Source organism: Bacillus mobilis (assembly GCF_001884045.1).
In the GTDB taxonomy this organism is placed as follows: domain Bacteria; phylum Bacillota; class Bacilli; order Bacillales; family Bacillaceae_G; genus Bacillus_A; species Bacillus_A mobilis.
On the sequence record NZ_MACF01000003.1, the window covers coordinates 1 to 9,303 of the forward strand.

Sequence of the window (9,303 nt, forward strand, 5' to 3'; positions counted from 1 at the left end):
CGGATCGCCGGGAGGTCCAACGGGTCCAACTGGAGCAACGGGGGCAACTGGGGCGACAGGAGCAACAGGCGCGACTGGAATACAAGGAGTACAAGGAATACAGGGACCGACAGGGGTAACAGGTTTAACAGGTTTGCAAGGCGTACAGGGTCCAATGGGGGCAACAGGTCCAACGGGTGACCAAGGGATTCAAGGTCCACAAGGAGTAGAGGGGGCAACCGGCCCAACCGGAATACAAGGTTTACAAGGAGTACAAGGACCAATAGGAGCAACCGGTCAGGCAGGTCAACAAGGAGTGCAAGGGGCACAAGGGCCAATTGGTCCAACCGGACCGCAAGGAATACAAGGAATACAAGGTGAGCAAGGAGTAATGGGAGCTACTGGACCAACAGGTTTACAGGGTCTGCAAGGAATCCAAGGCCCAATCGGTCCAACCGGTCCTCAAGGTTTACAAGGAGTGCAAGGTCCAAGTGGAATAACTGGTCCAACCGGTCCTCAAGGAATACAAGGAATACAGGGGCCACAAGGAAGCATCGGCCCAACCGGTCCGACTGGAATTCAAGGCGTGCAAGGTCCAGAGGGTCCAACTGGTCCAACGGGTGCAACAGGCCCGCAAGGAATACAGGGAATACAAGGGATTCAGGGTCCAACCGGTCCACAGGGCATTCAAGGTCTTCAAGGAATACAAGGTCCGATTGGTCCAACAGGCCCAACTGGACCGCAAGGAATCCAAGGAATAACCGGATCAACAGGTGCAACCGGTCCAACTGGGGCAACAGGACCGACGGGAGCAACTGGTCCACAAGGAATCCAAGGAATTCAGGGGCCGCAAGGGGTAACGGGGCAAGCGGGAGCAACAGGCGAGACAGGAGCAACCGGTCCACAAGGCGTGCAAGGAATCCAAGGGCCACAAGGGATAACGGGGCAGGCGGGAGCAACCGGAGTGACTGGAATAACAGGCCCACAAGGAATCCAAGGAATTCAAGGTCCACAAGGTGTGATGGGAGCAACCGGATCATCTGCAATATCAACAGGGGGCGGTTATTTCTTTTCTACCTCAACGAGTGCAATTGCAGCAAATGCCAACATCCCAATTAATTCTGGATCCACTGTATATGGAACTGGTGTATCTTTAACTAGTGCCACAACGGTTACCGTATCTACACCAGGAATATATTTGGTAAGTTATTATTTTCAAGGAGACGCAAGTGCTGGGAATGAGACAGTATCTGTCAGATTATTATTAAATGGAGCTCAACTAACAGGGAGTTTTATACAAAACGTAACGACATCAACTGTAGTAATCGAACCTGCCATTTCAAATACGCTTCTTGTGAATGTAACGAGTGCTAATTCAACATTAATATTACAAAATGGTCCATTAGGTGTAGGGCATGTGACGACTATAGCAGGTGCGATTACGGCAAGTTTAAATGTAGTGAGAATATTATAAGGAATATAAAAAACACAAGGAATGTCTGTATAGACACACCTTGTGTTTTTTTCTTTATCTTTTCGGTTGAAAAATATGTTGAAAGAAGTATTTGTGATGTAAGTTATCTACAACTTTATTTGCTTGATATGTGCGGTGTTGTTCGAGTCGAAGTCTTTGCTCCATCATTTTGATTGCGTGATCAGATAAACGTAACATTATACATGTCTCCTTTTCTATAAATATAGGTGTCTATTGGTATCGATCCCATATTTATAATTAAGGAGGTACACTGTGTAACATAGGCAAAAAGCACCTTCCTCTCCCATTACGCTTACGAGGTTAGCTGTCGGACTCGGGAAGTGAGAGTTTCCCTACTTAAATAAGATTCGCCCCAAGTAGCATGGCTACAAAAATGGTTCCCCCGCTCCAAAATTTGGACTCAGCAAAAGGTTTTATAAAGTAAAAGATAACATAAATAAATCGATGAGTCAAACTATTTGTTGTTTTCTGATTTTTTTTAGTGAGGTTAAAATCACTCCATCAGGTAATATGATATCCTTTACTTCAATAAATCCATGTTTTTTATATAAAGACAGAGCGGGGGTATTTTCTTTCCCTGTTTGTACAATATATGTTTGTGAAGGGGAGAACATGTCAAATACATATAGTAGTAGTTTTGTTGCAATTCCTTTATGAAAATGATCAGGGGATACTACTAAACGATGAATATCAACTTCCTCTTCATCCATTTTAAAAGAAATAAACCCGGCAAGCGTATCTTCATAAAAATAGCCGTGAAAAATTTCATCACATGATTGAATATCGGCTACAGTATCATAAAGACGAGGGATAGCCGTACTATTTATATATTTTGCTTCAATTTCATAAGCGGGTATTTGAATGTTTAAAATAGAAGTAGCGGTGTTGTGAGAAGTAGTAATTAATTTTTGAATCATAGGGTAAAACCTCCTTGTAGACTTTATTTTCATAGATTTGACAAGATTTTTCTTTATTGGATATAATAATTATAATAGTTACATAACAATTTAGTATGAAAAAGAAATACACCATAATAGAAATGGAGGGCTAAAAATGGGATGGATTATCACATTAATAGTTGGTGCTATTATAGGTGCAATTGCAGGTTCTATAACGGGTAAAAATTTTCCAGGTGGTATGTTCGGAAATATTATCGCAGGTTTATTAGGTGCTTCGTTAGGTGGTAGATTATTTGGATCTTTTGGGCCATCATTTGGTGGGATTCATGTCGTGCCAGCATTATTAGGGGCAATCGTGTTAATTCTTATTGTATCATTTGTAGTGAAAGCTGCAAGGAAATAAAGATATAGATCATGATGAAAAGCCCTGAATAAGGGCTTTTCATCATTCGAAGAGGTGGTTTCGTTGGAGAAATTAAATATTAGAAAAAGAGATAAGTTGAAAAAGTTTTTTAGAGAGCAAAATTATTTAGCGGTATTACTTGGCTTTGCGTTATTGTTTATTAACATATTACTGCTAACAAAAATTTCTTTTGTGTTTACTCCGTTTATCGTCTTTTTAAAAACAATTTTCTTCCCCGTATTATTAGCGGGTGTACTATTTTATATTTTGCATCCATTCGTTTCGCTTTTAGAAAAGAAAGGTGTTTCAAGAATCGTGTCAATCGCTTCTATATATATAATAGTACTAGGATTATTTGTGTTTTTAGTTGTAACAGTAATCCCGATTATTAAAGATCAAATTGATGCATTAATAGATAACTTACCGTATTTCGGTCATGAAATTGAACGAGCAGCACGTAGATTTGGGGAAAGTAATTTACTAGGTAAAATTCAGGAGAATTTAAATATTGATGTAGCGAGTATGGTAAAAGACTATACAGTTGATTTTACGAAGTCGTTATCATCAGTGACAGGAAATGTAACTGGATTTTTAAGTACTGTTACAGAGGTCGTTTTAACATTTGTAATGGTTCCGTTTATATTGTTCTATCTTTTAAAAGATGGTGAGCAATTACCGAATCATTTCTTAAAGTTTATTTCAGAACAAAGACAGCCAGCAGCGATGAGAATACTAGATGATATGCATTATGCGATTAGCTCATATATTAGAGGGCAAATTATCGTTAGCTTGTTCATCGGTATTATGCTATTAATCGGTTACCTTATCATTGGTATTAAATATGCGGTACTGCTCGCTATTTTAGCGATGATTGTAAATATCGTTCCATACGTAGGACCAATCATCGCAATTACGCCAGCTTTAATTATTGCATTTATCGACTCGCCATCAATGGTGTTAAAAGTAATTATCGTTATGATGATTGTACAATTAGCAGAAGGTAAATTTATTTCTCCGCAAGTAATGGGGAAAAAGTTAGACATTCACCCGATTACTATCATTTTTATTATTTTAACTGCCGGAAATTTATTTGGTATTATGGGGATTATTTTAGCAATTCCAGGGTATGCGATATTAAAAGTGTTAGTGACGCACGGGTATAGATTTGTTAAGTTGAATACGTGAAAAAAAAGCTAAAACAGGTAAGACTGTTTTAGCTTTTTTTCATTTATAGTTTTGTTATAGTAAACAAATTCACCTTATGCGTATGCTTTTAATTCAATAATAGGTAGATTGCTTTCCTTTAGTTTGTAATCAAATATTAAATCGTCCATACGAAAATTATCATCTACTTCAAGAGAAATGAAAGTACCCCCGATTTCTATTTGCTTTCCGTTCTCATTTTCAAAATTGAGCGTACCGTCAAATGTTTCTATGTACTCATCGCAGGTGTATACATATATAGCGATAGGTGTGAAATGTATAATTACCCCTAAAGTATCATCGTTAGTCTGAATAACGCTCGTAACTTTATTCATTTTTTTAGTAAACCAACCCAAAACATCACCTCGTTTTTGTAGTACAAATCGATTCTATATATATTGATTATATATCGTTCGGAATAAATTGGTAATCACTATTGCTAAAATCTAACAAAAAAAGAAAATTCAGTTTTAGATGAACGAGAAATGTGATAAACTGTAAAAAATAACGAAAAGCAATGAAAGAGAAGAGTACATATTCAAAACTTTTCAGAGAGCTGATGTGTGGTGGAAATCAGTAAGGGATGAATATGGAATGGGCTCTGGAGCTTCTTGCTGAAATGAGTAGGCAAAGACGATTACTTCACGTTAAGAAGTTGAAGTGAGCTATGAATGATAGCTAATTAAGGTGGTACCGCGGGAGTCTCTCGTCCTTTTTAAGGATGAGGGGCTCTTTTTATTTTGAGAAAGGAGGGGTTAGGTTGAGCGAAAAAATAATGTTAACTGGAATTAAGCCGACAGGTTATCCGCATTTAGGGAATTATATTGGTGCGATTAAACCTGCACTGCAAATGTCAAAGAGTAATGAAGGAAAAGCATTGTATTTTATAGCTGATTATCATGCGTTAAATGCTGTGCATGATCCGGGTCAGTTTAGTAGTTATACGAAAGAGGTAGCAGCTACTTGGTTATCACTCGGACTTGGAGAAGATGTTATTTTTTACAGGCAAACAGAAGTACCGGAGATTCTAGAACTAGCTTGGATATTAGCTTGTCTAACTCCGAAAGGGCATATGAACCGTGCTCATGCGTATAAAGCGAAGGTAGAGCAAAATAAAGAAGCGGGTTTAGAGGTCGATGCAGGGGTTAATATGGGGTTATATACGTACCCGATTTTAATGGCGGCTGATATATTATTATTTCAAGCAACTCATGTACCTGTCGGAAAAGATCAAATTCAGCATATTGAAATAGCGCGTGATATTGCGGCGTATTTTAATCATACATTTGGCATGACATTTACGCTTCCAGAGTATGTCATACAAGAAGAAGGTGCCATATTACCTGGCCTTGATGGAAGAAAAATGAGTAAAAGTTACGGAAATGTGATTCCGTTATTTACAGAGCGAGAAAAACTAAGAAAGCTCATTTTTAAAATAAAAACAGATTCTTCACTTCCGAATGAACCGAAAGAACTAGAAACGTTATTTATGATATATAAAGAATTTGCGACCAAAGATGAAATGCAGTCGATGCTTGAAAAGTATGAAACTGGCATTGGATGGGGCGATGTGAAAAAAGAGTTGTTTCGCGTTGTAGACCGCGAATTAGCCGGACCGCGTGAGAAATACGCTATGTATATGAATGAGCCAAATTTATTATACGAAGCGTTAGAAAAAGGTGCTGAGCGGGCAAGAGAAATCGCAAAGGTAAATTTAGCGGAAATTAAAAAACGGATTGGATTTGAGAGGGAACGTTAAGCGTTCCCTTGTTTTTGTCGGTAATCAGTAACAATCCTCTCAATAACAGGAGGAAGATTACTAGGTAACTCATCAAGTGAAAAGAAGCGTAGTTCTTTCGATTCCGTTTGGTCGCATACAAGCTCACCGTGGAACTCGCGGCAAATGTAAACAACGAGTACACCGTGTACTTGATCGCCGTTTGGATAGATTTGAAAGAAATCAGGTCCTGAGTATGTACGGAATGGTTCTGGATTTTTAATGATAAGTCCCGTTTCTTCATATACTTCTCGTTTTAAAGCGTCTTCTAACGTTTCGTTATATTCTAAGGCGCCTCCAATTATGCCCCAACGGTTAAAATCTGTACGGAGCTGCAGTAATATTTCATTTTTCTCATTTAATATAATGGCGTGTGAACCTATTAAAATAAGTGGATGATTTCCTACTAAATTTCTCATGTCTTCAATATAACCCATACTTATTCTCCTTATATGTTAATAATAGTTAGGAAGTTCTTTTAACATCCTTTCTGTTTTCCGTGCTGTATAGGCTAAGTTGTGATCATCTTTCGTTCTGAAAAATAATGTACGTAAAAAGGTTTTAATGTTGGCACATAAAATACAATATTCATTAAGCGAAAGGCGTTTTCTAATTTGAGGAAGCCTTTTTATTTTTTTATGAATAATAGAAACTAACTCTTCTTGCGGGAAGTCATGATACAGCATTGCTAGTAACGGCGTAATAATGCGTTCGTCTTCGTTATTATGAAAAAGATCAGATGGGATAAAAATCTTATTTAATAAACAATGAATTAATTCCCCATACCATTCAAAGGTCGTATAGGAATTGTGAACAATTTCAGTAAAGGCATCTGATACGTGGGCAATACAATGAGCCCATCCTTTATTTTCAATATAGCCTCGAAAATCTGTTTCTAAGTTTGTATATGAAATGAGTTTGTTTTTTATTTCTTCAATATCCTCCTCTGTAAAAAAGTAGTGCGAGTTAGCGAATTGGAGTATTAGCGCAATTAATGAAACAGTGTAAGAACGTGTGAAAACCCCATCTGTTTGTGGGGAGTGAATGTCACAATATAAATACTCATCACTTAAACAAGTATGTAAAAGTAATTTCAGCTGATCATCCATAAGGAATTCATGATGAATGAAATAGGAAAAGCATTTATATATAAGTTGGTAACGAACATAACTATCAGTCGTTCCGACATACTGAAGCATGTTAAGTGTCAACTCATTAATATCTATATGTTGCAGTTGCGTATAGTCATTTTGTTGTATAAGCTCTAACTGTTGTTGCAATGCTGTAATATCCAATGGAGAACCTCCTCCGCACTTTAAAGATGCGATGTTTTCTAGTATTCTATATATTCAAGGACAATCCTGCTCATGCAAGGAGAACAAGTAGAAATTCGAGTATGACATAGATGAGGGAAGTATATGATGACTATAGAACAGTTAGAAAAACATTTTAAAATAAGAAGAAATGCTTCTTCTATCATGATAAAAGAAAATAATGCAGAGCCTTTTACAGAAGAACAATTAAAGGAAATGATGCAGTATTGCGTTACTGAGGCTGAAAAAGAGGGACTAGAAAATTTACATTTTGAGATTTCTTCAAAAAGCCCAAATTATGATGTGTATAAAAAATGCTTCGAAACGTATTCATTTGAATATGTTACTGAAAACATAATTGTGTTTAAGGATATATATGAAGTAGAAGATGTAGAAAGTGAAATTGATTTTAAGCTTATTGAAGAGATTGGCGAAGACGTTTTTTACTCACTGTGGAATGAAGTGACGGGAGAACAAATCGATTATGATCAATTTGTAAATATGATGTTGCAAGAAATCGGTGAGCAATGGAAAGAACATTGTTTAACAGCAAGTATCAATGAAGAGCCGATAGGAATTGTAATCCCGCATATTGAGAGAGGTACGTTAGAAGAGGGGAAACTCATGTATTTCGCAGTCGCTCCAAATGTGCGAAATAAAGGGTATGAAGCAGCATTCTTTAAAGGAGCAATGTTTGTCTTAAAAGAAATAGGTGCATCTTATTATATTGGCGAGACAAATGTACAAAATGAGTGGATGAAGGATGTTTTTGAAAAGAACGGATGTCAGTTGCTGAGCAGTACTGAGCGATATGTGAGGAAGTTTTAGGAGGATGAATGGTGTATACTCTCGAACTCGTATAGCGGGAGGGGACTATATATGTTAAAGCAATCCATGCATTCATTCGTTTTACTGTATCCACATGTACTGTTAGAGAATTGGAAAGTTGAAAAGGTTTCAGAACGTTATGAAGGTGAAAAGTGGGAAACTTTTTGGTTTCAGGTTGTTACTCCAACTGGAATGTTTCGGGTAAAAGAGTTTTTTCTAGATATAATGGAGCCAGTATTTCCGGAGAGTTGTATTTCTCAAGCAAAAGGAGATTGTTTTCAATATAAATGGCTTGTGTATTGGAAAGGTGTAAATTATAAAGGAAAAGAAAGTTACGTTATATCTCGATGGAAAACACAAATTGAAGTTTCTGTTGATCGCGGATATATAAACCAAGATGAAATGGAACGATTTCTAATTGAATTACAACCGGTAAATATGGAGCTTGCGAAAAGGATATTACATACACCATTTCACTTATTAAGCTTTCAAGCGAAGAGAGGTGAAATGGGTGAGATAGGAAGATGTCGCGAGTGGAATGCTCCCGAAGACGTATCCTATGTAAAATTATCAATTCATGAAAAGTCAAGTTGGAAACTTGAATCAGTTGGTTTCGGAAATGATGAAATACAGTATGTATACTGGGATGAAGATAGTAAACTATATGCACTTTGGGTTTGTCGGCATAAAAACAAAGCGTACTATCCTGTTTCTTCTTGGACAATGAATTATGGCCCAAAACAAATTATAAATGGATTAGAGTTTTATTCGCACCCTGATCGCGGGACAGTTGTATATGAAGATTTAGGTGATGAACAAATTACATACGTATTTCGAGGGAATCCGTGTACAACTTATGAACAAGTAAAAGAACTTCTTGCCTGTTTGTAAGATAAAAAGAAAAATGAGAACGACAAAATGAACACTCCCCCACTTAGCAAAGCTTGAAGTGGGGGTTTCTAACGTTTCGACCTAACGGACGATTAACGTCAGGGGAGTTAACACATTAGCGAGCTGTTTCACGCCTAACCCCTCTATCCCATTTGTCCATGCATTTGGGATTACTTTTCGTAAAATGTTAGCCGCAGCATTTACATCTGCATTAATTAAAGTTTTATTTGCTGAACGATATATGCCGCGCTTTATTCGTTTTCCTGAAAAAGTTGTATTTTGGTCATCTTTTCTATATGTTGGAATGAAGTCGTTATCCAGAAAACTTGCTTTCGATGTATATGATTCTTCAGTTACAACAACTTGGATGCCTACAACATTTGCTTTGTATGTAATCATTTGAATCAGTAAACTATGCGGGAGATGACAAAACGATTGGTTATTTCTTTTTCCCATATTCGTTTCTTGTTTCCAACTTTTGTTTTGACCAATAACGATTTTACAAACTTCTTCTT

The 9,303-nt window shown here is 37.2% G+C and carries 11 protein-coding genes, 1 pseudogene, 1 riboswitch and 1 other annotated feature; of the genes and pseudogenes, 6 read left to right on the plus strand and 6 right to left on the minus strand.

What is annotated here, in order from left to right:
• Positions 1–1,453 (plus strand): annotated as a pseudogene (locus tag BAQ44_RS00020) (collagen-like protein); the annotation flags it as partial.
• 54 nt (positions 1,454–1,507) lie between these two features.
• Here BAQ44_RS00020 and BAQ44_RS30945 read toward each other — a convergent pair.
• Positions 1,508–1,651 (minus strand): hypothetical protein, encoded by a 144-nt coding sequence (locus BAQ44_RS30945; protein WP_000945246.1) that lies wholly within the window; start codon positions 1,649–1,651, stop codon positions 1,508–1,510.
• 96 nt (positions 1,652–1,747) lie between these two features.
• Positions 1,748–1,890, minus strand: a riboswitch (cyclic di-AMP (ydaO/yuaA leader).
• Between the two features lie 33 nt (positions 1,891–1,923).
• Positions 1,924–2,391, minus strand: a complete 468-nt coding sequence (locus tag BAQ44_RS00030; RefSeq protein WP_071720111.1) for a GNAT family N-acetyltransferase — start codon at positions 2,389–2,391, stop codon at positions 1,924–1,926.
• Between the two features lie 136 nt (positions 2,392–2,527).
• Between BAQ44_RS00030 and BAQ44_RS00035 the strand changes: the two genes are divergently transcribed.
• Together BAQ44_RS00035 and BAQ44_RS00040 are read left to right on the plus strand one after the other, a co-directional pair.
• Positions 2,528–2,776 carry a GlsB/YeaQ/YmgE family stress response membrane protein gene (locus BAQ44_RS00035; RefSeq protein ID WP_000539721.1) on the plus strand — a complete coding sequence of 83 codons (249 nt, stop codon included), beginning with the start codon at positions 2,528–2,530 and terminating at the stop codon, positions 2,774–2,776.
• Positions 2,777–2,839: 63 nt separating this feature from the next.
• Positions 2,840–3,961, plus strand: a complete 1,122-nt coding sequence (locus tag BAQ44_RS00040; RefSeq protein WP_071720113.1) for an AI-2E family transporter — start codon at positions 2,840–2,842, stop codon at positions 3,959–3,961.
• Positions 3,962–4,035: 74 nt separating this feature from the next.
• Here the strand turns inward: BAQ44_RS00040 and BAQ44_RS00045 are convergent, their stop codons facing one another.
• Positions 4,036–4,335: a hypothetical protein gene (locus tag BAQ44_RS00045; RefSeq protein WP_063261522.1), complete on the minus strand. Its 300-nt coding sequence runs from the start codon at positions 4,333–4,335 to the stop codon at positions 4,036–4,038.
• A gap of 152 nt (positions 4,336–4,487) precedes the next feature.
• Positions 4,488–4,696: a binding site (T-box leader), on the plus strand.
• Positions 4,697–4,700: 4 nt separating this feature from the next.
• Between BAQ44_RS00045 and BAQ44_RS00050 the strand changes: the two genes are divergently transcribed.
• Positions 4,701–5,738 (plus strand): tryptophan--tRNA ligase, encoded by a 1,038-nt coding sequence (locus BAQ44_RS00050; RefSeq protein ID WP_116758338.1) that lies wholly within the window; start codon positions 4,701–4,703, stop codon positions 5,736–5,738.
• Here BAQ44_RS00050 and BAQ44_RS00055 read toward each other — a convergent pair.
• Together BAQ44_RS00055 and BAQ44_RS00060 are read right to left on the minus strand one after the other, a co-directional pair.
• Positions 5,735–6,193, minus strand: coding sequence for an NUDIX hydrolase (locus tag BAQ44_RS00055; protein WP_071720118.1), 459 nt, complete (start codon positions 6,191–6,193; stop codon positions 5,735–5,737). The two genes, BAQ44_RS00050 and BAQ44_RS00055, sit on opposite strands and share 4 nt — an antisense overlap.
• A gap of 18 nt (positions 6,194–6,211) precedes the next feature.
• Positions 6,212–7,051 carry a DUF2785 domain-containing protein gene (locus tag BAQ44_RS00060; protein ID WP_071720119.1) on the minus strand — a complete coding sequence of 280 codons (840 nt, stop codon included), beginning with the start codon at positions 7,049–7,051 and terminating at the stop codon, positions 6,212–6,214.
• A gap of 123 nt (positions 7,052–7,174) precedes the next feature.
• On the opposite strand from BAQ44_RS00060, the gene BAQ44_RS00065 reads away from it, so the two are divergent.
• Both BAQ44_RS00065 and BAQ44_RS00070 read left to right on the plus strand, forming a co-directional pair.
• On the plus strand, positions 7,175–7,897 hold the full coding sequence (locus BAQ44_RS00065; protein ID WP_071720121.1) for a GNAT family N-acetyltransferase: 723 nt from the start codon (positions 7,175–7,177) through the stop codon (positions 7,895–7,897).
• A gap of 51 nt (positions 7,898–7,948) precedes the next feature.
• A complete protein-coding gene (locus BAQ44_RS00070) occupies positions 7,949–8,788 on the plus strand; it encodes a hypothetical protein (protein ID WP_071720123.1) in 840 nt (279 codons plus the stop codon).
• Between the two features lie 81 nt (positions 8,789–8,869).
• On the opposite strand, the gene BAQ44_RS00075 is transcribed toward BAQ44_RS00070, so the two are convergent.
• Positions 8,870–9,303, minus strand: a 434-nt coding sequence (locus tag BAQ44_RS00075; RefSeq protein ID WP_145925740.1) for an IS200/IS605 family accessory protein TnpB-related protein, incomplete at its 5' end; no start/stop codon positions are given.